The following is a 19,691-nucleotide window of genomic DNA, read 5'->3' on the forward strand; positions in this document are numbered from 1 at the left end:
GTGGAAATCCGTATCGGAATCGTCAACACCCCGCGAGAGCTCAACTTCGAGTCCTCGATGTCCGCGACCGAGGTCGAGAAGACGGTCACCACCGCTCTCGAGGCCGGTGCGAAGGTCCTGCGCCTGCGCGACGAGAAGGGCAAGATCTACATCGTCCCCACCGACACCATCGCGTTCGTCGAGCTCGGCTCGGAAGAGTCGCGCCGCGTCGGCTTCGTCGCCTAAGCCCTTCCCGAGCACGACGTGGAGCTGCTCTTCATCGGCATCGGCGGGGTCCTGCTGGGCCTCGCCGCCCGGTACTCGCTGCCGCACCGCCACCTGCACGGCTCGGTGCTCGTGCCCGCGGTCGGCGGAGTCGTCGCCGCGGTGCTCTGGGTCGCGCTGACCTGGGCGGGGCTGCCCTGGGACGGCGGCCTGATCTGGGTCCTCGTCCTGGCGCTCACCGCGGTCGCCGTGGTCGTCGTCGACCTCGTGCTGGGCCGATCGCGCGCCCGCCGCGACGACGCCTCGCTCGAGGCGATGCTGGCTGGGCGCGTCGCCCCCTAGGCGGACCACGACACGAACGAACGGCGCGGGAGTCCTGGACTCCCGCGCCGTTCGTCGTCCAAGGGGGTCAGACCGGCGCCGCGACCTCCGTCGCGAGCAGCGCCTCCGCCACGGCGGCCCGGATCGGCTCGACGATCGGCAGCCGACCGGTGAACTCCGCGACGAGCACCTGCGCCGCCGCACTCAGCGGGCCTCCGCCGATGATCACCGCCTCCGCGCCGGCCGCCTCGGCGCGCAGCACGGCGCCGCGGAGCTCGGTGAGCAGGCGCTCGGGGTCCTCGAGCTCCTCCGCCGCCGTCTCCGTCAGGAAGCACCCGACGTAGTCCTCCGACCGCCCCGCCGAGACGACCAGTGAACGGAGCGTCGTCTCGAGCCGGGCCGTCGTCGTCGCGATCGCGAACCGACGGCCGCCGATCCCCGCAGCGCGCACCGCAGCGGCGCCGATCCCGATCACCGGGAGCCCCGTCGCGCGGGCCGCCCCCTCCGCACCAGGATCGCCGAACGCTGCCACGACGAGGGCGTCGGGTGCGTGCGACAGAACCGAGCGCCGGGCCGCCGCCACGACCTCGCCCGCCGCGGCCGCGAGCGCGACCGGATCGGTGATGATCCGCGGTCCCCTCGCCGCCGTCTCCCCCGCGATCCGGACGTCCAGGCCCCGCACCGCATCCCGGGCGATGCCCACGAGCAGCCGCGTGGTGGTCGCGGAGGTGTTCGGGTTCAGCACGACGAGGGTGCGCACGGTTCAGTCCTCCGCCATCGGGCGGCCGACCGTCTCGCGGGGGAACTGCACGGCGATCGCGCAGATCGCGAAGAGGCCCGCGAGCAGGGCGAACATGCCGCCGACCCCGGAGGCATCCAGCACCGCTCCCGCCAGGAGCGGGAACAGGCCTCCCGAGAGCGACCCGAGCGCGAGGATGACGGAGGTGCCGAGCCCGCGGATCCGCGTCGGGTACTGCTCCGGGGCGAACAGCCAGATGGTGGTGTTGAGCACGATCACCGAGAAGTTGAAGAGGAAGCCGAACATCAGCACGAGGGCGACGGTCGTGCCGAGGAAGCCGAAGCCCAGTCCCGCCCCGACTCCGAGGATCGCGGCGACCGTGAGCGTGAGCTTGCGGGGCAGGCGGCGGGCGGCGAGAGCGGCCACGAGCGCTCCGACCAGGGAGCCCGACTGCATGACGAGGGTATACCAGAGCGCACTGGTGATGTCGAAGCCGCGGGACGTGAGGATCAGCGGGATGAGCGTGAGCATCGAGATCTGCGCGGCGTACGACATGCACACCGCCACTCCGAGGGCGATCGTCGTGCGGCGGTGGCGCCGGCCGAAGAGCTCGGTCCAGCGCGGAGTCGCCACGACCGCGGTCGGTGCGGTCTCGGCAGCACCGAGGTAGTCGACCTCCTCCGTCAGCGGACGGTGCAGCCGCCCCTGGGCCAGGCGGTTGACGACCGTGTTCGCCTCGGCGACGCGTCCGCGGGCCGCGAGGTAGCGGGGCGTCTCGGGCAGCGCTCGACGGTAGACCACGACGGCGAGGGCGGGGATCACGAGGAGGCCGAAGAGCCAGCGCCAGCGGTCGTCGCCCGTGAACACCGTGAAGACGATGACTCCGAACAGCGGGGCGAGCATGTTGCCCAGCCCGGCCGCCGCGACGTTGATGAGACCGACCGCCGTCCCGCGGTGCTTGGCCGAGAAGAACTCCGCGAGCATGATCACGGCGGTCGCGATCTCGCCGCCGAGCCCGAGGCCCACGAGGAAGCGCGCCGCGACGAGGATCTCGTAGCTCGGCGCGAGGGCGCAGAGCAGGCTGCCGACCGCGAAGACCATCAGGTTCGCGCCCAGGAGGGTCCGCCGGCCGACCCGGTCCATCACGACTCCCGCGAGCACGCGGCCGAGCGCCACGGCGGTGAACGTCGCGGTGTTGAGCAGACCGAGCTGCGCCCCGGCCAGGCCCCAGTCCGCGGCCAGCACCGGCCCGGCGACTCCGACCGTGTTCTGCTCGATCGCGTCGAAGAACACGCCGAACAGGATCATCGCGACGATGCCGACGTGCGCGCTCGTGACTCCGATGCGCGAGTAGGCGGCCTCGATGCGGTCCCCCATCGTCGTCGAGGGCGGAGGGTTCGTGACGGTGCTCATGGGCGGATCCTTTCGAACGGAGTCAGGGAGGCGCTCGGTATACCGAAGCACGTCGGCAACGCTACGGTCGCGCTCCCACCCGCGTGTTTCGGCCGCGTGAAATCGCTGTTACGGCTGGCGATCGCGACGCCCGCTACCCTGGCCCCACCCGCACAGGTAGACCCGAGGAGGCGCCATGGTCGAGAAGAGCCCGGCGAAGACGATGTCGCAGACCGTCTACGAGGAGCTGCGCCGCAGGATCCTCGACGGCAGGCTCCCCGCCGGGGAGCCGATCCGGGAGCGCGATCTCGCCGCCGAGCTGGCCGTCTCGCGCGTCCCGATCCGCGAGGCCCTCCCCTGGCTCGAGCTGGCCGGCCTCGTCACCGTGCGGCCTCGGAGCACCGCCGTCGTGACGATCGTCACGCGACGCGACGTCGACGAGCTCTACGACATCCGCTCGGCGCTCGAGCCCCTCGTGGCGCGGAAGGCCGCCGAAGCGGTGTCCCGCGGTGCCGATGCCACAGCGCTCGTCGCCGTCGTCACGGACGCGAGCACGGCCCTCGCCGACGGAGACCTCGCGCGGTTCCACTCCGAGAGCGGCCGCATCCACGGCGCGATCGAGGCGATCGCCGGCAACCGGCTGCTGATCTCGACCATGGGGCCGCTGGACGAGCGGAGCAACCGCCTCAACATCGCGAACATCCAGGCGGAGCCGCGCGTGCGCCACGAGGAGCACGTGCGTCTGGCGGAGGCGGTCGCCGCGGGGGACGCGGGCCTCGCCTCCTCCGTGGCTCACGCGCACGTCGAGTGGGGGCGGCAGCGCACGATCGCGACGCTCGCCGACGTGCCCGGCTTCTCGGCGGAGTGACGCCGGCGGCTCAGGCGGTCAGCCCGAGCGCGTCCATCCGCCGGGTGTGCGAGGCGATCAGCTCGGTGAACACCGGCTCGATGCGCGACTCGTCCGAGTCGGGGTTGCCCGACCCCATCAGCGCCGAGCGCGCGACGAGCAGGGTGTCTCCCACCAGGCGGCGGCCCCAGACCGCCAGGCGCGAGCCGAGGCGCTCGTCGGCAGCGATCTCGCGGCGCAGGATGGTGATCAGCCCGTCGATGCCGGTGTCCGCGCCCAGCGTCTGGGCGATCCGCGGGCCCACGTCGTTCGGGAGCCCCCCGGTCAGGCGGATGAAGAAGTCGTCGAGCAGCCCGGCCGTGATGTAGGCCGAGAGGAGCGTCTCGTGCAGGTCCGCTCCGCGGGTCAGCCGCTCGAACGTGTCGATCGCGGGGCGGAACGGCGCCATCGCCTCGCCCGGCTCCACCTCGCGCCGGCGGAGCTCGGCGACCACCGCGTGGTGCTTCGAGAGCGCGGTGCCGGCCGCGGCCGAGATCGCCTCCTTGTCGGCGAGGTCGTCGGTGTCGGCGACGGCTCGGGCGAGCGCCTCGAAGATCGCGAGCTGCAGGTAGGCGACCTGCCCGAGGTAGGGCAGCACCTCGGGGGTCAGATCCGCCAGGTCGACGCGGTCGCGCTTGGCGGACTCGCCCCGCGGGGTCAGACGAGGGGCCTCTCCGGAGGGACGTCGGCGTCGGAACCAGGCTGCCATTCGCCCAGCTTAGAGCGCGGGCGGTGCGCCCCGCCGCCGCCTTCGGGGCCGCGGAGAGAGCGTGGCGGTAGACTCGCCGGGATGTCACCGGCGCTGGATCGGTGACCCTGCGCCCGGAGTCGTACAGGGGCGTAGACCGTTCGACACGACAGGCGCTTCACTCCCGTGACTTTCTCCGATCTCAACATCGACGACGACATCGTCGCCGCACTCGCCTCCAAGGGCATCCTCGAGCCGTTCCCCATCCAGGAGCAGACGATCCCCCTGGCCCTGCAGAAGCAGGACATCATCGGCCAGGCCAAGACCGGCACCGGCAAGACCTTCGGCTTCGGCCTCCCCCTCATCCAGGCGCTGGGCACCGATCCGGAGCCGGGCGTCAAGGCGCTCATCGTCGTCCCGACGCGCGAGCTCGCCGTGCAGGTGACCGAGGACATCGAGCTCGCCGCCTCCAACCGCCCCACCAAGATCGTCTCGATCTACGGCGGCAAGGCGTACGAGGGCCAGATCGAGCAGCTCAAGGCCGGCGCGCAGATCGTCGTCGGAACCCCGGGCCGCCTGCTCGACCTCGCCGGTCAGCGCCTGCTGTCGCTCGCGAACGTCCAGGTGATGGTGCTCGACGAGGCCGACAAGATGCTCGACCTCGGCTTCCTCTCGGACATCGAGAAGCTGTTCGCCCAGACCCCGCAGACCCGCCACACCATGCTGTTCTCGGCGACGATGCCCGGCGCGATCGTCGCGCTCGCGCGCCGCTTCATGAACAAGCCGATCCACATCCGCGCGACCGATCCCGACGAGGGCATCACGCAGGCCAACATCAAGCACATCGTCTACCGGGCGCACTCGCTCGACAAGGACGAGGTCATCGCGCGCATCCTGCAGTCGGAGGGTCGCGGCAAGACCGTCATCTTCACCCGCACCAAGCGCGCCGCGGCCCGCATCGTCGAGGAGCTGAACGACCGCGGCTTCAACGCCGCCGCCGTGCACGGCGATCTCAACCAGGAGCAGCGCGAGCGGGCGATGGCGGCGTTCAAGGCCGGCAAGAAGGACATCCTGATCGCCACCGACGTCGCCGCCCGCGGCATCGACGTGAACGACGTCACCCACGTGATCAACCACACGATCCCGGACGACGACCAGACCTACCTGCACCGCGTCGGCCGCACCGGCCGCGCGGGCAAGACCGGCATCGCCGTCACGTTCGTCGACTGGGAGGACCTGCACAAGTGGGCCCTCATCAACCGTGCGCTCGAGTTCGGCCAGCCCGACCCGGTCGAGACGTACTCCTCGTCGCCGCACCTCTACACCGACCTCGACATCCCCGTGGGCACGAAGGGCCGGCTGAAGCCGACTCCGATCCCCGCCGAGGCGAAGGCCGACGCGCAGCCCGAGCGCAGCACCCGTCAGCGCGAGCCGCGCGAGGGCCGCGAGCCCCGTCGCCGCACCCGCGGCGCAGGCGAGCAGTCCGAGGCCGCCGCACCGCAGACCGGCCAGGCGCCCTCGAGCGAGAGCAAGGAGCACCACGACGGCAACAGCGAGCCGCGCCGCCGGACGCGCCAGCGCCGCCGCAGCCCGCGCCCCGACGCGCAGGTCTGACGCACTCCTTCACGAGCCCCCTCCGCGAGCGATCGCGCGAGGGGGCTCGTGCGTCCACCCGAGGGTGAGCGTCGGCGTCAGCCCCGAGCGGAGGCGCGGATCGCGTCGACCGTCGCGCGCGGGGTCGTGTTCTCGCCGAGCCGGTTCGGCTTGCCCGTGCCGTGGTAATCGCTGGAACCGGTCGTGACCAGGCCGTAGCGCTCGGCGAGCTCGCGCAGTCGCGTCCGGCCGCCCGCCGTGTTCTCGCGGTGCTCGACCTCGAGGCCGAACAGCCCGGCCTCGACGAGGTCCGGCAGCATCGACTCGACGACGATGCCGCGGGTGCTGGTCGCCGGGTGCGCGATCACCGGCACGCCGCCCGCGGCGCGGACGAGGCGGACCGCGTCGACCGGGTCGGGGGCGTAGTGCGGTCGGTAGTAGCCGCCGCGCCAGTCGAGGATCCCGGCGAAGGCCGCCGAGCGGTCGGTGGCGAGGCCGCGGGCGACGAGGGCGTCGGCGATGTGCGGGCGTCCGATCGTGGATCCGGGGCGGGTCTGCGCGAGGACGTCGTCCCAGGTGAGGTCGTAGTCGGCCGAGATCGCGGTCACGATCGCCTCGGCGCGGTGCCTCCGCTCCGAGCGGATGCGCGCGGTCTCGGCGACGAGAGCGGGATCCTCCGGATCCACGAGGTACGCGAGCACGTGCACGCTCGCCCAGCCGACGCGCGACGAGAGCTCCATGCCCGGGACCAGCTCGATGCCGCAGTCGCGGGCCGCGTCGATCGCAGCGGCCCAGCCGCCGGTGGAGTCGTGATCGGTGAGAGCCACTCCGGCCAGGCCCGCGTCGGCCGCCGCGCGCACGAGCACCTCGGGCGGTTCCGTGCCGTCGGAGACGAGGGAGTGGGTGTGGAGGTCGAACCCGCCTCCCGCGACATGCATGCCCCCCATCGTAGACGCGCGTCCTGCGCCCGAGGCCGGGAGGATGCCCTACCCTGACCGGGATGGGGACGAGACTGGTGAAGACCGCGGTGGCCGCGGCGGTGGCGATCGTCCTGCTCGTGGCGACCGCGCCGGGGTTCTTCGGTCTCGCTCGCGAGGCGCCCTTCGCCCAGCTCGTCTCGTTCCGGCTCGGCACGGCGCTCGGCGCCGTGGCGGTGGCCGTCGTCCTCGTCGTCGTGGCGGTGCTGGTGCGCCCGGTGCGCCGGCTCGCGCTCGTGATCGCGGGGCTCGGACTCGCGTTCGCCGTGGTCCTCGCCGGTCTGCAGTCCGTCCGGGGCGACGACTCCTCGCCGCCCCGCGCCCACCGCCTCGCGGACCTGCGGATCCTGACCTGGAACACGCTCGACTCCGTGCCCGTCGACACGGTCGTCGCACTCGCGACCGAGAACGCGGTCGACGCCCTGAGCCTCGTGGAGGTGTCGGAGGCTCCCGCGCAGGAGATCGCCGCCGCGCTCGGCGCCGCCGGCCGCCCGATGACCCTGCACTACGCGGCGGGGAGCGAGAGCACGGCCGGCACGGCGCTGCTGCTCGCGCCGTCGCTCGGCGCCTACTCCGTCGACCCCGAGAGCACCCCCACCGGCACCCTCGCCTCACTCGTCGTCCGACCGGACACCCCTGAGCGCCCGGTGATCGCCGCCGTGCACGCCGCTCCGCCGATCCCCTCGCTGATGGCCGACTGGCGCAGTGATCTCTCCCGCCTCGCCGCGCTCTGCAGCACGGAGGAGGACGTGGTCGTGGTCGGCGATCTCAACTCGACCCTCGACCACTGGGCCGGCCTGCCCGGCACGGCCGACCTCGGCGGCTGCACCGATGCGGGCTCGCTCGCCGGCGGCGCCGCCCTCGGGACCTGGCCCGCGTCGCTCCCGACGCCGCTGGGCGCTCCCATCGACCACGTCCTCTTCTCCGGGCGCTGGGACGTCTCGGGCTACGTCGTCGTCGACGACCGGGACGACGCGGGGAGCGACCACCGACCGGTCCTCGCCCAGCTCTCGGTGCGCGGTCTGGTCAAGGAGACGTCCTGACCCCTCCCCCGGACGAGGAGGAGAATGGGGGCATGACGAACACGGACGAGCAGACCACCCCGACGCCCGACCCCGCCGCCGCGCCCACCCCGCGCGCGACCGCGAACCGCTCGACGACCCCCGCCTCCGACCGCTTCCGCGACTTCATCGCCTCCGGCTGGGCCGAGCGGGACGAGCCGCTGCCCGCCGCGCGCGAGCAGGCCTCCTTCGCCGCCGCCCGTCGCGAGCGCCTCTCGGCGCTGCACACCGGCGAGCGCGTCGTGATCCCCGCGGGCCGGCTCAAGCAGCGGGCGAACGACACCGACTACCCGTTCCGCGCGCACTCCGCCTTCACCTGGCTGACCGGCTGGGGCGCCGACTCCGAGCCCGGCGCCGTCCTGGTGCTCGAGCCCGGCGAGTCGGGGCACAGCGCGGTGCTGTACTTCCGCGAGCGCGCCGGCCGCGACTCCGACGAGTTCTACGCGAACCCCGAGATCGGCGAGTTCTGGATCGGGCCGCGGCCCTCCCTCGCGCAGGTCTCGGCCGACCTCGGGCTCGAGGCCCGCGGCATCGACGAGCTGGACGCGGTCCTGGACGCGCAGGACGACGTGTCCGTGGCCGTGCTGCGCGAGGCCGACCCGCTGGTCGCCGAGCGCCTCGCCGGTCGCACGTCGGACGACTCCGACGCCGCCCTCGAGCGCGACCTCAGCGAGCTGCGCCTGGTGAAGGACTCCTACGAGATCGCCGAGCTGCGCGCCGCCGTCGACGCCACCGCCCTGGGCTTCGAGGACGTGCTCGCCGACCTGCCGCGCATCGTCGCCCACGAGCGCGGCGAGCGCCTGATCGAGGGCGTGTTCAACGGCCGCGCCCGCGCCGACGGCAACGCGGTCGGCTACGACACGATCGCCGCCGCCGGTCCGCACGCCTGCATCCTGCACTGGACCCGCAACGACGGACCGGTGCGTCCCGGCGAGCTCGTCCTGCTGGACGCGGGCGTCGAGCAGGAGAGCTACTACACCGCCGACATCACCCGCACCTTCCCGGTCGACGGCGTCTACACCGAGGCGCAGCGCCGGGTGCACGAGACGGTGCGGGAGGCGGCCGACGCCGCGTTCGCGATCGTCCGCCCCGGCATCCGCTTCCGCGAGGTGCACGCCGCCGCCATGGCCGTGATCGCCCGCCGCACCGCGGAGTGGGGGCTCCTCCCCGTCAGCGCCGAGGAGGCGCTCGAAGCCGACAACCAGCAGCACCGCCGCTACATGGTGCACGGCACGAGCCACCACCTCGGCCTCGACGTGCACGACTGCGCGAAGGCCCGGCGCGAGATGTACCTCGACGGAGTGATCGAGGCCGGCATGGTCTTCACGATCGAGCCCGGCCTGTACTTCCAGCCCGACGACCTCACGGTGCCCGAGGAGCTGCGCGGCATCGGGGTGCGGATCGAGGACGACGTGCTGGTCACCGAGCACGGCGTCGAGAACCTGTCGGCCGGCATCCCGCGCTCGGCCGACGAGATCGAGGCCTGGATGGCGCGGCTGGCCCGCTGAGGCGCCGCGCCGCTCAGGCGGCGAGCGCTGGAGCCGCGAACGCGCCCTGAGCGGTCGCGAGCGCGAGGCCCTCGAGGAGCACCGCGAGCTGGCCCGCGGGGGCCTTCGGATCCTCCGGGTGCCACTGCACGGCCACGATCGGGGCGCTGCGGTGCTCGATCGCCTCGACGACCCCGTCGTCCGCGCGCGCGACGATCTCGAGCCCGGGCGCGAGGCGGTCGACGGCCTGGTGGTGCGCGCTCTGCACCGCCAGGACCTCCGCGCCGAAGAGCCCGGCCAGGGTCGAGGACGCGGCGAGCTCCACCGGGTGGCTGTGCATCCGCTCGTGCGCGGGGGCGGCGGCGTTCACGTGCGCGGCGTCGGGGCCGAGGTCCGGGACGAGCGTGCCGCCGAGGGCGACGTTGACGACCTGCAGGCCGCGGCAGATGCCGAGCAGGGGCGTGCGGCGGGCGAGAGCGCGGTGCACGAGGGCGATCTGCGCGTCGTCGGCGCGCTCGGCGTGCGGGCCCTCGCCGGGATAGCCGCGGGCGGCTCCGTATCGCTCGGGCGCGATGTCCTCGCCGCCTGCCAGCACGACCGCGTCGGCACCGTCGGTCTCGGCGAGCAGCCGGGCGGCGCCGAGGTCCTCGGCCGCGTACCGCTGCGCGTCCCAGCCCAGCTCGCGGGCGAGGGTCAGGAGGCGTCCGTTCAGGATCTGCACGTACGCGTGGTACTCGTCGCGTCCGGGCCGTGTCCGGGCGACCTCCACGATGGCGAGCGAGCGGGTCATGCCGTCCATCCTGCGCACCCCGGCGAGCACGGTCGAGCGGAGGCGACACTGTCCGTAACACGCGGGCCGTACGATCGCGGAGTGACCTCCGCTCCCCCGCCCCTCCCGGAGCGGCTGCAGCGCGCCCGTGCCGACGTCTCGGTCCTCGCCGGCCTCGCCTCCGAGCGGCAGGTGCGCCCGCTGCGCGAGGCCGCGGACCGCGCCGCCGACGCCGCGGAGGAGCACGCCGAGGCCCTTCTCGCCGGCGTCGAGGGGATGACCGCGCTCCTCGCCCGCGCCGAGGCCCAGCTGAGCGGCCTCGAGCGCTCGGTGCGGGACGACCTCGACCGGGCCGACACCCTCTCCGGCGTGCGGACGACCGCGCAGGTCGCCTCCGCGGCCGACGTCGCGACCGCCGGAGCCGCCGCCAGGGCGCTGCTGCTCGACGCCGACGAGGCGCGCGCGGCGTCGACCGGGCACGACCCCGCCGCGGTGCTCGCGCTCCTCCTCGACGCCGACGCCGCGCTGGACGCGGTCGTCGCCGGGTACCGGGACCCGCACGCGCAGGCCGAGCGCCAGCTCCTGCTCGTCGAGGCCGCCCGCACGGCCGCCCGTCTGGGCGCGGACGCGGTCGGCCTGCTGGTGCTCGTGCACGGCGACCGGATCACCTCGGCGCCGCGCATCCTCGCGGAGGAGACGCTCGCGCAGCTCGACGCCGCGGTCCGGCTCGCCGCCGCCGACCCCGCGGGTGCACTGGAGGAGGCCCGACGGGCGGTCGAGCGCTCGCGCTCCGCTCTCGACGAGGCGATCGTCGACCTGGACGGGCCCGACGCGCCCGCCGCCGGGGCGCCCGCGGCGGCCAGCGCCGACCCCGCGCTCGGCGTGCTGCCCGCGGTCTGAGGACGAGCGCCGCCCCGTGCCAGACTGAGACGCATGGCGTCCTTCCTCGTGGTCCCGCAGTGGCAGGGCTCGGCGTCGACGCGGGCCATGCGCCTCGTCGACGGGGCCGAGGCGATCCGCGGCGACCTCCCCTCCTCCGCCACCGTCACCGTCGAGGTCCCCGCCGAGGCCGGCGACGCGCAGGACACCGGGATCCGCCGGTACGCCTCCGTCGCGACGACCGCGGAGCGCGTCCGCGAGGCACTGGCCGGCCGTCCCGGCCCCGTGATCACGATCGGAGGCGATTGCGGGGTCGAGTTCGCCGCCGTCGGCCACGCGGTCCGCACGACCGACGGCCCGGTCGCGCTCGTCTGGCTCGACGCGCATCCGGATGGGAACACCCCCGCCACCTCGCCCAGCGGCGCCTTCTCGGGCATGGTCCTCTCGGCCGTCCTCGGCCGCGGCGTCGGCCTCCTGAGCGCGGGCGCGGAGGAGCGAATCGACGACGCCCGCGTGGTGCTCGCCGGAGTGCGGTCGACCGATCCGGGCGAGCTCGAGGGCCTGCTCGAGCGCGGTGCCCGCAGCCTGACGGCCGACGAGCTCGATCCGGAGTCGCTCGTCGCCGCCGTCGAGGCCACCGGGGCGGTCGCGGTGTACGTGCACATCGACCTCGACGTGCTCGATCCTGCCGATCTCGCGGGGCTGTTCGACCCCGTGCCGTTCGGCGTGCCGGCCGGACGGCTCGTGGCGAGCCTCGAGGCGCTGCGAGCGCGGTTCCCGCTCGCGGGCGCCGGACTCACCTCCTTCGCCCCCTCCTCCCCCGCCGCTGCCGTCGACGACCTGCCCACGATCCTCCGCCTCGTCGGCGCCCTTGCCCGCGGGGCCTGAGCGAGCACCCCGAATCCGCGACCGGGAGCCGGGGAGTGTCGGGGGCACCGGGCAAGATGGACGGACGCGACCGAGCGGAGGACCGATGAGCGAGAACCCACGCGTGCGCACCGCGCGCCGCGGTCACGTGCTCGAGATCGTCCTCGACCGGCCTGAGAAGCGCAACGCGGCCGATCTCGCCCTGCTGTCGGCCCTCGCCGCCGCGTACGGAGAACTCGACCGCGATCCCGACCTGCGCGCCGGGGTCGTCCTGGCCTCCGGCCTCCACTTCACCGCCGGCCTCGACCTTGCCGACATCGGTCCGCGGATCGCCTCCGGCGGACTCGACTTCGTGCCCGAGGGCGGACTCGACCCGTGGGGCCTGCGGACCCGTCCGGTCTCCAAGCCCGTCGTGATCGGCCTGCAGGGCACCTGCCTCACCCTCGGCATCGAGCTCGCCCTCGCGAGCGACGTCGTGCTGGCCGAGGAGTCGACGCGCTTCGGGCAGATCGAGGTCGCGCGCGGCATCCTCCCGTTCGGCGGAGCCACGCTGCGTTTCCCGCGGGCGACCGGCTGGGGCGACGCGATGCGCTGGATCCTCACGGGCGACCTGTTCGACGCCGCCGAGGCGCACCGCATCGGATTCGTGCAGCAGGTGGTGCCCGACGGCACGGTCGCCGAGGCCGCCGCGGCCCTCGCCGAGCGGATCGCCGCGCAGGCACCGCTCGCCGTGCAGGCGGCCCTCGCGAACGCCCGCCTCGCGGTGTCGTCCCCCGAGGCGGCCGCCGCCGCGCTGCCCGCGGAGCTCGCCCGGCTCGCCTCCTCCGAGGACGCCGCGATCGGCCTGCAGGCGTTCCTCGCCCGCACGACGGCGGAGTTCACCGGCCGATGAGCGACGAGATCCTCGACTCCGCCCGCCCCGCCGAGACCACCGGCTCCGCCCTCGAGGCGCAGCGCGAGCGCGCCGCCCGACAGCTCGAGATCCGGCTGCGCTACGGCGACCAGGTCTGGGAGCTGCGCGAGGTCGACCACTTCGCCGTCTTCACCCGCGCGAGCCGCGCCCGCCGCGCCGGTCGCACGCTGGTCGCCTCCGGCTACGAGATCGCGATCTCCCGCTTGCGCCTGCGGCACGTGCTGGTCGCGAGCCACCACGCGGCCGTCGACGAGGAGGCGACGACCGCCTTCCTCCGCCAGGTGGTCGAGACCGTCGAGAGCGAGGGCGGCCGCTACGACGGCTGGCGCGCCGAGATCGTGCCCGCCCACTGAGCCCCGCCGGCGCACGCCGGCCCCCTCCGGGACGCACCGTCCCGGGTCAGCAGTCACGGGCCGCCGCCCGAGAAGGATCTGGACACCATGAGCACCGACAGCAGCACGGCCGACGAGTTCGACCTGATCGTCATCGGAGCCGGCCCCGTGGGCGAGAACATCGCCGACCGGGCCGTGCAGGGCGGCCTCACCGCCGCCGTCGTCGAGAGCGAGCTCGTGGGCGGCGAGTGCTCCTACTGGGCGTGCATGCCGTCGAAGGCGCTGCTGCGGGCGCCGATGGCGCTGCGCGCCGCACGCGACCTCCCCGGGGCGGCCCAGGCGGTCTCGGGCGGAGTGGACGTCGCCGCGCTCCTCGCGCACCGCGACTCCGTCACCAGCGGCTTCGACGACCACGGCCAGGTGCAGTGGCTCGAGGGAGCGGGCATCGAGCTCGTCCGCGGCCACGGCCGCCTGAGCGGTGAGCGCGAGGTGACCGTGACGGCCCCCGACGGCACGGAGCGGGTCCTCCGCGCGCGTGCGGCCGTCGCGGTGGCGACCGGCACGACCGCCCTCGTGCCCGACGTGCCGGGGCTCCGCGACGCCGCTCCCTGGACGAGCCGCGAGGCGACGAGCGCCGAGACCGTTCCGCCGCGCCTCGTGATCGTCGGAGGCGGGGTCGTCGCGGTGGAGATGGCGACCGCCTACGCCGGCATGGGCTCCGCCGTCACCCTGCTCGCGCGCAGCGGACTGCTCGCTCCGTTCGAGCCGTTCGCCGGGGCGCTCGTCGGCGACTCCCTCCGCGAGCTCGGTGTCGACGTCCGGCTCGGCGCCTCGCCCGCCGCGGTCGAGCGCCGCTCCGACGGCGGCGTCACGGTCACCCTCGAGGGCGGCGACGTGATCGAGGCCGACGAGATCCTGGCGGCGACGGGCCGCGCCCCGCACACGCGCGACATCGGGCTCGAGACCGTGGGCCTCGAGCCCGGGACCTCGCTCACCGTCGACGACACGATGCTCGTGCTCGGCGCCGACGGCGCACCGATCGGCGGCTCCTCGCCGTGGCTCTACGGAGTCGGCGACGTGAACCACCGGGCGCTCCTCACCCACCAGGGCAAGTACCAGGCACGCGCCGCGGGCGACGTGATCGTGGCCCGCGCCACCGGCGCCGCCGTGCTCGACGCCCCGTGGGGTGCGCACGTGGCGACCGCCGACCACGAGGCCGTTCCCCAGGTCGTCTTCACCGACCCGGAGGTCGCCTCGGTCGGACTGACGGCGGCCGCGGCCGAGGAGGCGGGCTACCGCACGCGGGTCGTCGACTACGAGATCGGCTCGGTCGCCGGCGCCTCCCTCGCCGCGGTCGGCTACACCGGTACCGCCCGCATGGTCGTGGACGAGGAGCGCCGGGTGGTGCTCGGCGTCACCTTCGTCGGCAAGGAGGTCGGCGAGCTGATCCATTCCGCGACGATCGCCGTCGTCGGCGAGGTGCCGCTCTCGCGCCTCTGGCACGCCGTGCCCTCCTACCCGACCATCAGCGAGGTGTGGCTGCGCCTGCTCGAGACCTACGGGCGCGACAGCGCGTGAGCGCCCTGCGCCGGGCGGTCGCCGTCGTCGCCCTCGACCCCGCGGTCACCCGCCCCGGCTACCTCTTCGCCTGCGCGGTGGGCCTCGTCTGGGGCTTCGTCTGGAGCACCGGGCGGATCGAGCGCCGGAACGGCCTCGTCGTCTTCCGCGGACTGCCCGACTGGGCCTACGGGCGCGGCGGGTCGTGCGTCGGCATCAGCTATCTGACGGGTGCCAACGCGTCGGACCGCGTCCTCGAGCACGAGGCCGTGCACGTGCAGCAGTGGAAGCGCTACGGGATGTGGTTCCCGTTCGCGTACCTCGTGGCGGGTCGCGATCCGCTGCGCAATCGATTCGAGATCGAAGCCGGTCTCGAGAAGGGCGGATACCTCCGTGGTCGCTGACATGAAGGGGCGCGTCGTCGTGCTCACCGGAGCGAGCTCCGGGATCGGGAAGGTCGCCGCGGGCGAGCTGGCGGAGGCGGGGGCGACCGTCGCGGTCGTCGGCCGCAACCCCGAGCGGACCCGCTCCGTCGCCGAGAACGTGGGAGGCGTGCCGTTCGTCGCCGACTTCGACCGCCTCGACGACGTGCGGGCCCTCGCCGCGTCGCTCCTCGAGCGCTTCGACGGGATCGACGTGCTCGCCAACAACGCCGGCGGCCTCGTCTCGGAGCGCGGCACGACGGCCGACGGCCACGAGCGGACGATCCAGAGCAATCATCTGGCGCCGTTCCTGCTCACCCGGCTCCTGCTGCCGCGCCTCATCGAGACCGGGGCGTCCCGGCCCGGCGCCCGCGTCGTCTCGACCGCGAGCGTCGCCAACCGGTTCGGCCGCCTCTCGCTCGAGGACCTCGACCGCAGGAAGGGCCCGTGGCTGGGCGGCTGGAGCGCCTACGGCACCTCCAAGCTCGCCACGATCCTCTTCATCCGCGAGCTCGCCGAGCGCCTGCTGCCGACCGCCGTCGACGCCTACTCGTTCCACCCCGGCTTCGTCGCCACCGGCTTCGGAGCCGACTCCCGCGTGATGAAGGCGATGCAGACGCTCACGTCCGGCTCCTACGGCATCACCGCCGAGGCGGGCGCCGTGCCGTTGATCACGCTCTGCTCGGAGCCCGACGTCGGCGCCGCGAGCGGCACCTACTTCGACGGCCTCAAGCCCCACGGAGGCGTCGCCAAGCAGGCCCGGGACCGCGTGCTCGGCACCGACCTCTGGGACCTCTCGAGCCGCCTGGTGGGGCTACCTCCGACGCTCTGATCGCGATGCCCCCGAGCGGGTCGCGGGGGCGTCGGCTGCAAGGCGGAGGAGCTCCGCGTGGTGGAACCACGCGGTGTGACGACAACGCCGCAGACGGCGTTCCCGCAGAGAGCCCCGAGCGGGTCGCGGGGGCGTCGGCTGCAAGGCGGAGGAGCTCCGCATGGTGGAACCATGGGGTGCGACGACAACGCCGCAGACGGCGTTCCCGCGGCCCGCTCGGCTAGTTGGCCTCGGAGCGGCCGAGGCGCCAGTACCCCATGAACGCCACGCGCTTGCGGTCGACGCCGAGCTCGGTCACGAGGCAGCGGCGGATGCGCTTGACCGCTCCGGCCTCGCCCGCGATCCAGGCGTAGAGGCCGGGGTCGGTGCTCTCCTCGGGCACCTCCCAGAGGATCCCGCTGTCGATGTCGACGTCCGACACCTCGACGCCGCGGTGGTGCGCCGTGAGGAAGCGGGTCGACCAGGCGCGGACGGAGGCGTCGAGCGCCGCTCCGCAGTCGGCTCCGCTCTCGCGGACGAGCCAGGTGACCTGCACACCGGCCGGGTGGCGCAGCGTCAGGCGGTCCTCTGCGGTGGGCACCTCGAGGAACGCGGCTCCGGAGGCGTCGGCCGGGAGGCTCTCGAGGATCGCGCCGATCGCGGGGACGGCGGTCTCGTCGCCGGCGAGCAGGAGCGACGTCGCCGCTCCGGGGTGCCACTCGACGCCGCCGCCGGGCAGCTCGGAGCGGGTGTCGGGGGCGATGATGACGACCTCGGAGCCGGGCGCGGCGGTGCCGACCCAGGCCGAGGCGGGGCCGGAGTCGCCGTGCGCGACGAAGTCGACGTCGATCTCGGAGGCGGCCGGTCGGACGGCGCGGATCGTGTAGGTGCGCAGGGGGTTCCGCTGCTCGTCGGGCAGGGTGCGCCAGCGGCCGTACCAGTCGGCGGCGACTCCGTCCGGGCCGTCGGCATCGGCGACGGACGCCAGGAAGTCGCGGGCGCTCGAGGTCGCGGTCGGGACCACGAGCTTGATCCGCTGGTCGGGTCCGGTGCAGCCGACGGAGTCGAGGTCGTCGCCCGTGAGGGTCACGCGGATGAAGTGCGGAGCGATCCTCGTCGCCCGGGAGACGGTCGCGAGGTACGGCCGGTAGGCCGGGCGGGCGGGGGCGGCGGTCGTCGGAGGCATCGACTCAGTATCGCACGGTGAGGTGAGCCTCACCTAACCCCGAGGACGGTTCAGCGGGCGGCGTGCTCGGCCGAGACGCGCAGTCGCGCCTCGACGTCGGCGGCGAGCTCGGCGATGAGCGGCCCCGCTCCCCCGACCCACGCGCAGAAGTCGTGACGCTCGTCCGACCACGGGTAGTCGCCGTCGACGACGGACATCTCGCCCGCCCAGGCCCGCACGGCGCGGTCGAGCGCCATGCCGGGGCGGCACAGCGCGCCCGTACCCGGCGCGCCGGAGCGCGTCGAGCGGCCGAGCCAGGTGACGGTGACGCGGCCGGGAGCCGAGAGCGGGGGAAGGCCTCGTGCGTCGTCGACCTCGACGAACACCTGGCCGCGGGCGTTCGCGGGGAGGGAGTCGAGCATGCTCTGGATCCACGGCACGACGGTCTCGTCGCCCGCGATCAGGTACTGCTTGACGTCGACCGGCTCCGAGCCGTCTCGTCCCTCGAACATGCACATCGAGGCAAGTATAGGCATGCCTTACCTAAGCGCCTAGTGCTCCGGCTGAGGATCTGCCGGAGTGACAGGTCACCACTGCGGGGGATGCCGCCGCTGCCAACGCGCCCGGCGTTCCAGCTGCGCGCCGATCGCCAGGAGCACCGCCTCTCCGCCGGGCCGTCCGATCAGCTGGATCCCCATCGGCAGGCCGCTGTCCGTCGTCGAGAGGGGCAGAGTGATCGCCGGGAGCCCGGCGACGTTCACGAACGAGGTGAACGGCGTGTACTGGACCTGCTGCGCGAAATTCCGCTCCGGGTCCTCGGCGTCGTACCAGCCGACAGGCCGAGGGGTCATCGTCATCGCGGGCGCGAGGACGGCGTCGAAGCTCGAGAAGGCGGCGATCAGCGCGCGCTCGAAGCCCGTCAGGACCGACGCCGCCTCCACGACCTCGCGGGCGCCGAGGCGCCGGCCCTCGACGACGAGCCAGCGGGTCAGCGGCTCGAGGAGCTCGAAGTCCGCGGGCGCCTCGACCGGCAGGGTCGACGCGCCGCTCTGCCACAGGGTTCTGAACGCGGCCGGGTAGGCGCTGCTCGGCGGCAGCGAGGCGTCGTCGAGCCCGTGGCCCAGCGCCGAGAGGGCGGTGATCCCCTCGTCGAAGGCGGCCTGCGCCTCGGGCTCCAGACGGATGTCCTGCACGTCGTCCCACGGCGAGGCGGTGAGCACGCCGATCTGGAAGCGCCCCTCCCCTCGGATAGCGGCGCCCAGGAACGAGCCCTCGCGATCCTCCGGAGCGGCCACCGAGTAGGGATGCGGGATCCGGCCGTTGCGGCGCTCCAGCAGCCCCTCGAGCAGGAGGCCGGCATCGGCGACCGACCGCGCGATCGGACCCGCCACGACGAGCCCGCCGACTCCTCCCACCCCCGACATCGCCGGCACGCGCCCGCGCGAGGGCTTGAGCCCCACCAGTCCGCACGCGGCGGCCGGGATGCGGATCGAGCCGCCGCCGTCGGACGCCGGCGCGAACGGCAGGAGCCCCGCGGCCACGGCCGCCGCCGCTCCTCCGCTCGACCCCCCGGCACCCAGGCGCGTGTCCCACGGCGTCACCGTGGGCGGTCCGACCCGGCTCTCGGTGTAGGAGGGCATGCCGAACTCGGGAGCCGCGGTCTTGCCCAGGCTGATCGCCCCCGCCGCGTCGAGCACCTCGACGATCTCGTCGGAGGCGTCGGGCACGAAGGACTCGCGCAGTCGCGATCCGGACGTGGTCCGGACGCCGCGGCGGCGCCACAGGTCCTTGTCCCCGCTCGCCAGGCCCCAGAGGGCGGCCGTGCGCGGGACGGCTCCGTGGGCGAGGTCCACGGCGCGCTCCCGGGCCGCGTCGGGCGTCACGGTCGTGAAGGCGCCCAGCTCGCCGTTCCAGCGCTCGATCCGGGCGAGGTAGTGGTCGACCAGCTCGAGCGGCGAGACCTCGCCGCGCTGCAGCCAGTCCCACTGCTCCTGGGCGCTGAGGTGATGGAGTTCGAACATGGGAACGACCCTATTCCGGGCCACCTGAGACGGGGCGGCGGCGGAACAGGGTCGTCCTGGTGGGAGGGCTCAGGCGGCGCGCCTGCCCGCCTCGCGGGTGCTCTCCTCGGCGCCGTAGCGGCCGCCGGCCGGCACGACGGTGTCGCGGTCGACCCGTGCACCCGTCGCGACGACGGCCGAACCGCCGATGCGGGTGTAGCTGCCGATGCGGGCACCCGGCCCGATGATCGCCTCGGGCCCGACGTGCACGTTCGCGCCGATGAAGGCGCTGTGCCCGATCATCGCGTCGCGGTCGACCCAGCTCCCGGCGCCGATCCAGGCGCGCTCGCCGACCGTCGCGCCGGGCTCCACGTAGGCGCCCGTCTCGACGTACGCGGACGCCGAGACGCGCGAGCCGGGTGCGACCATGCCGCGTCCGTTCGCGTGGCGGCGGTAGACGATCTCCTCGTCGCCGCCGCGCGTCCCACGTCCCTTGTTCATGCCTGTTCCTGCCATCTGCGTCGTGCTCCTCCGAGCGGTCCGGTGGGCCGGGCTCCGAGCCCCGCCCCGTCATCCCTAGACAACACCGAGTAGTGCTCGGGCATTCCCCGATCGGCGTCGCGACCAG

General features: G+C 74.1%; 22 protein-coding genes. 13 read left to right on the top strand and 9 right to left on the bottom strand.

Annotated features, from left to right (window positions below):
* The gene (locus tag C1I63_RS16945; protein WP_055793661.1) at positions 1–225 is read left to right on the top strand and encodes a DUF3107 domain-containing protein; all 225 of its coding nucleotides are present in this window, start codon (positions 1–3) and stop codon (positions 223–225) included.
* 18 nt (positions 226–243) lie between these two features.
* Positions 244–546 (top strand): hypothetical protein, encoded by a 303-nt coding sequence (locus tag C1I63_RS16950; protein WP_107575523.1) that lies wholly within the window; start codon positions 244–246, stop codon positions 544–546.
* Between the two features lie 67 nt (positions 547–613).
* Here the strand turns inward: C1I63_RS16950 and C1I63_RS16955 are convergent, their stop codons facing one another.
* Positions 614–1,285, bottom strand: a complete 672-nt coding sequence (locus C1I63_RS16955) for an aspartate/glutamate racemase family protein (RefSeq protein ID WP_107575524.1) — start codon at positions 1,283–1,285, stop codon at positions 614–616.
* Positions 1,286–1,288: 3 nt separating this feature from the next.
* The gene (locus C1I63_RS16960; RefSeq protein WP_107575525.1) at positions 1,289–2,677 is read right to left on the bottom strand and encodes an MFS transporter; all 1,389 of its coding nucleotides are present in this window, start codon (positions 2,675–2,677) and stop codon (positions 1,289–1,291) included.
* A gap of 175 nt (positions 2,678–2,852) precedes the next feature.
* Between C1I63_RS16960 and C1I63_RS16965 the strand changes: the two genes are divergently transcribed.
* Entirely contained in the window at positions 2,853–3,524 is a 672-nt protein-coding gene (locus C1I63_RS16965) for a GntR family transcriptional regulator (protein ID WP_055793669.1), read from the top strand.
* Between the two features lie 10 nt (positions 3,525–3,534).
* On the opposite strand, the gene C1I63_RS16970 is transcribed toward C1I63_RS16965, so the two are convergent.
* Positions 3,535–4,251 carry a ferritin-like fold-containing protein gene (locus C1I63_RS16970; RefSeq protein ID WP_055793671.1) on the bottom strand — a complete coding sequence of 239 codons (717 nt, stop codon included), beginning with the start codon at positions 4,249–4,251 and terminating at the stop codon, positions 3,535–3,537.
* Between the two features lie 165 nt (positions 4,252–4,416).
* On the opposite strand from C1I63_RS16970, the gene C1I63_RS16975 reads away from it, so the two are divergent.
* Positions 4,417–5,844 carry a DEAD/DEAH box helicase gene (locus C1I63_RS16975; RefSeq protein WP_107575526.1) on the top strand — a complete coding sequence of 476 codons (1,428 nt, stop codon included), beginning with the start codon at positions 4,417–4,419 and terminating at the stop codon, positions 5,842–5,844.
* A gap of 77 nt (positions 5,845–5,921) precedes the next feature.
* On the opposite strand, the gene C1I63_RS16980 is transcribed toward C1I63_RS16975, so the two are convergent.
* The gene (locus C1I63_RS16980; protein WP_107575527.1) at positions 5,922–6,761 is read right to left on the bottom strand and encodes a PHP domain-containing protein; all 840 of its coding nucleotides are present in this window, start codon (positions 6,759–6,761) and stop codon (positions 5,922–5,924) included.
* A 62-nt stretch (positions 6,762–6,823) separates the two neighbouring features.
* Between C1I63_RS16980 and C1I63_RS16985 the strand changes: the two genes are divergently transcribed.
* Both C1I63_RS16985 and C1I63_RS16990 read left to right on the top strand, forming a co-directional pair.
* Positions 6,824–7,843, top strand: a complete 1,020-nt coding sequence (locus C1I63_RS16985; RefSeq protein ID WP_107575528.1) for an endonuclease/exonuclease/phosphatase family protein — start codon at positions 6,824–6,826, stop codon at positions 7,841–7,843.
* Between the two features lie 32 nt (positions 7,844–7,875).
* On the top strand, positions 7,876–9,369 hold the full coding sequence (locus C1I63_RS16990) for an aminopeptidase P family protein (RefSeq protein WP_107575529.1): 1,494 nt from the start codon (positions 7,876–7,878) through the stop codon (positions 9,367–9,369).
* A 13-nt stretch (positions 9,370–9,382) separates the two neighbouring features.
* Here C1I63_RS16990 and C1I63_RS16995 read toward each other — a convergent pair whose 3' ends face one another.
* Positions 9,383–10,138, bottom strand: coding sequence for a gamma-glutamyl-gamma-aminobutyrate hydrolase family protein (locus tag C1I63_RS16995; RefSeq protein WP_107575933.1), 756 nt, complete (start codon positions 10,136–10,138; stop codon positions 9,383–9,385).
* Between the two features lie 81 nt (positions 10,139–10,219).
* Here C1I63_RS16995 and C1I63_RS17000 point away from each other — a divergent pair, with 81 nt between their 5' ends.
* The 7 genes from C1I63_RS17000 (at position 10,220) to C1I63_RS17030 (ending at position 15,919) form a co-directional block, all read left to right on the top strand.
* Entirely contained in the window at positions 10,220–11,017 is a 798-nt protein-coding gene (locus C1I63_RS17000) for a hypothetical protein (RefSeq protein ID WP_107575530.1), read from the top strand.
* Positions 11,018–11,050: 33 nt separating this feature from the next.
* Complete coding sequence (locus C1I63_RS17005; protein ID WP_107575531.1) at positions 11,051–11,884, top strand: arginase family protein; 834 nt, start codon at positions 11,051–11,053, stop codon at positions 11,882–11,884.
* Between the two features lie 85 nt (positions 11,885–11,969).
* A complete protein-coding gene (locus tag C1I63_RS17010; RefSeq protein WP_107575532.1) occupies positions 11,970–12,755 on the top strand; it encodes a crotonase/enoyl-CoA hydratase family protein in 786 nt (261 codons plus the stop codon).
* Positions 12,752–13,129: a ribonuclease E inhibitor RraB gene (locus C1I63_RS17015; RefSeq protein ID WP_107575533.1), complete on the top strand. Its 378-nt coding sequence runs from the start codon at positions 12,752–12,754 to the stop codon at positions 13,127–13,129. The genes C1I63_RS17010 and C1I63_RS17015 overlap by 4 nt, the downstream gene beginning before the upstream one ends.
* 87 nt (positions 13,130–13,216) lie before the next feature.
* On the top strand, positions 13,217–14,686 hold the full coding sequence (locus C1I63_RS17020; RefSeq protein WP_107575534.1) for a dihydrolipoyl dehydrogenase family protein: 1,470 nt from the start codon (positions 13,217–13,219) through the stop codon (positions 14,684–14,686).
* Positions 14,683–15,069 carry a hypothetical protein gene (locus C1I63_RS17025; protein ID WP_055793696.1) on the top strand — a complete coding sequence of 129 codons (387 nt, stop codon included), beginning with the start codon at positions 14,683–14,685 and terminating at the stop codon, positions 15,067–15,069. Before C1I63_RS17020 ends, C1I63_RS17025 begins: the two co-directional genes overlap by 4 nt.
* The gene (locus C1I63_RS17030; protein WP_211315639.1) at positions 15,059–15,919 is read left to right on the top strand and encodes an SDR family NAD(P)-dependent oxidoreductase; all 861 of its coding nucleotides are present in this window, start codon (positions 15,059–15,061) and stop codon (positions 15,917–15,919) included. The genes C1I63_RS17025 and C1I63_RS17030 overlap by 11 nt, the downstream gene beginning before the upstream one ends.
* A gap of 220 nt (positions 15,920–16,139) precedes the next feature.
* Here the strand turns inward: C1I63_RS17030 and C1I63_RS17035 are convergent, their stop codons facing one another.
* From C1I63_RS17035 to C1I63_RS17050, 4 genes are all read right to left on the bottom strand, one after another.
* A complete protein-coding gene (locus tag C1I63_RS17035) occupies positions 16,140–17,084 on the bottom strand; it encodes a siderophore-interacting protein (protein ID WP_107575535.1) in 945 nt (314 codons plus the stop codon).
* 50 nt (positions 17,085–17,134) lie between these two features.
* Positions 17,135–17,575: an SIP domain-containing protein gene (locus tag C1I63_RS17040; RefSeq protein ID WP_170116406.1), complete on the bottom strand. Its 441-nt coding sequence runs from the start codon at positions 17,573–17,575 to the stop codon at positions 17,135–17,137.
* A 75-nt stretch (positions 17,576–17,650) separates the two neighbouring features.
* Positions 17,651–19,084, bottom strand: coding sequence for an amidase (locus C1I63_RS17045; RefSeq protein ID WP_107575537.1), 1,434 nt, complete (start codon positions 19,082–19,084; stop codon positions 17,651–17,653).
* Between the two features lie 69 nt (positions 19,085–19,153).
* Positions 19,154–19,564 carry a hypothetical protein gene (locus tag C1I63_RS17050; RefSeq protein WP_055793703.1) on the bottom strand — a complete coding sequence of 137 codons (411 nt, stop codon included), beginning with the start codon at positions 19,562–19,564 and terminating at the stop codon, positions 19,154–19,156.
* Between the last annotated feature and the right edge of the window lie 127 nt (positions 19,565–19,691).

The sequence above is a fragment of the Rathayibacter caricis DSM 15933 genome, from assembly GCF_003044275.1.
In the GTDB taxonomy this organism is placed as follows: Bacteria; Actinomycetota; Actinomycetes; order Actinomycetales; family Microbacteriaceae; genus Rathayibacter; species Rathayibacter caricis.

What these genes read in the sequence shown, in the direction of transcription:
- C1I63_RS17045 (WP_107575537.1), bottom strand. Translation starts at nt 19,084, where the DNA reads ATGTTCGAACTCCATCACCTCAGCGCCCAGGAGCAGTGGGACTGGCTG.
- C1I63_RS17050 (WP_055793703.1), bottom strand. Translation starts at nt 19,564, where the DNA reads ATGAACAAGGGACGTGGGACGCGCGGCGGCGACGAGGAGATCGTCTAC.
- C1I63_RS16995 (WP_107575933.1), bottom strand. Translation starts at nt 10,138, where the DNA reads ATGACCCGCTCGCTCGCCATCGTGGAGGTCGCCCGGACACGGCCCGGA.
- C1I63_RS16960 (WP_107575525.1), bottom strand. Translation starts at nt 2,677, where the DNA reads ATGAGCACCGTCACGAACCCTCCGCCCTCGACGACGATGGGGGACCGC.
- C1I63_RS16990 (WP_107575529.1), top strand. Translation starts at nt 7,876, where the DNA reads ATGACGAACACGGACGAGCAGACCACCCCGACGCCCGACCCCGCCGCC.
- C1I63_RS17005 (WP_107575531.1), top strand. Translation starts at nt 11,051, where the DNA reads ATGGCGTCCTTCCTCGTGGTCCCGCAGTGGCAGGGCTCGGCGTCGACG.
- C1I63_RS16970 (WP_055793671.1), bottom strand. Translation starts at nt 4,251, where the DNA reads ATGGCAGCCTGGTTCCGACGCCGACGTCCCTCCGGAGAGGCCCCTCGT.
- C1I63_RS17040 (WP_170116406.1), bottom strand. Translation starts at nt 17,575, where the DNA reads ATGTTCGAGGGACGAGACGGCTCGGAGCCGGTCGACGTCAAGCAGTAC.
- C1I63_RS16985 (WP_107575528.1), top strand. Translation starts at nt 6,824, where the DNA reads ATGGGGACGAGACTGGTGAAGACCGCGGTGGCCGCGGCGGTGGCGATC.
- C1I63_RS16965 (WP_055793669.1), top strand. Translation starts at nt 2,853, where the DNA reads ATGGTCGAGAAGAGCCCGGCGAAGACGATGTCGCAGACCGTCTACGAG.
- C1I63_RS16980 (WP_107575527.1), bottom strand. Translation starts at nt 6,761, where the DNA reads ATGCATGTCGCGGGAGGCGGGTTCGACCTCCACACCCACTCCCTCGTC.
- C1I63_RS17020 (WP_107575534.1), top strand. Translation starts at nt 13,217, where the DNA reads ATGAGCACCGACAGCAGCACGGCCGACGAGTTCGACCTGATCGTCATC.
- C1I63_RS17010 (WP_107575532.1), top strand. Translation starts at nt 11,970, where the DNA reads ATGAGCGAGAACCCACGCGTGCGCACCGCGCGCCGCGGTCACGTGCTC.
- C1I63_RS17015 (WP_107575533.1), top strand. Translation starts at nt 12,752, where the DNA reads ATGAGCGACGAGATCCTCGACTCCGCCCGCCCCGCCGAGACCACCGGC.
- C1I63_RS17035 (WP_107575535.1), bottom strand. Translation starts at nt 17,084, where the DNA reads ATGCCTCCGACGACCGCCGCCCCCGCCCGCCCGGCCTACCGGCCGTAC.